Consider the following 829-nt stretch of genomic DNA (forward strand, 5'->3'; position numbering starts at 1 on the left):
ATCCGCCACCCCCGCCTGCGCCCGGCAACTGATCGGTGGCGGATAGCTGATCGACATGCTGCGACGCGCGCTCGCGCTCGCCTTCCTGCTGCTCGCCTGCCTGCCCGCGTGGGCGCAGCAGGCGGCGGCGATTCCGGCGCTTACTTCGCCGGTGGTGGACGCCACCGGCACGCTCAGCGCGGAACAGAAGCAGCAACTCGAACAACAGGCATTGGCCCTGCAGCAGCGCAAGGGCAGCCAGCTGCAGGTGCTGGTGATCCCCAGCACGCAACCGGAAACCATCGAGCAATACACCCAGCGCGTGTTCGACCAATGGAAGCTGGGCCGCGAGGCGGTGGACGATGCGGTGATCCTGGTCGTGGCCAAGGACGACCGCCGCGTGCGCATCCAGACCGGTTATGGACTGGAGGGCGCCATTCCCGATGCCATCGCCAATCGCATCATCCAGGAATACCTGGCGCCCAAGTTCCGCGCCGGCGACTACGGTGGCGGCATCGCCGATGCCACTGCGCAGTTGGTCAAGCTGATCGACGGCGAGCCCTTGCCGGCGCCGGTCAGCGACAACCGCGCAAAAGGAAACGACGGCGGTGGCGATTGGCTGTTCGCCCTGTTCGCGGCCTTCATCGCGGCCACCTTGGTGCGCGGGGTATTCGGCAAGGCGCCCAAGGGCCTGCGCAGCCTGTTCACGGGCGGTGCGGCCGGCGGAGTCGCCTGGCTGCTGTCTTCGATCATTCCATTGGCCGGCCTCGCCGGGTTCTTCGGGCTCATTTACGGGCTGATGTCGGTTTCGGCGGGGCGCTATGCCCGCCACGGTGGCTGGGGTGGATTC

Annotated in this window: 1 protein-coding gene; it reads left to right on the forward strand. The window is 67.6% G+C overall.

Annotated elements, in window-relative coordinates:
- Nucleotides 1-55 precede the first annotated feature (55 nt).
- Nucleotides 56-829 (forward strand): TPM domain-containing protein (locus tag CSC73_RS18305; RefSeq protein ID WP_163843574.1); only part of this gene is annotated, 774 nt, incomplete at its 3' end.

It is taken from the genome of Pseudoxanthomonas sacheonensis, from assembly GCF_010093305.1.
GTDB lineage: Bacteria > Pseudomonadota > Gammaproteobacteria > Xanthomonadales > Xanthomonadaceae > Pseudoxanthomonas_A > Pseudoxanthomonas_A sacheonensis.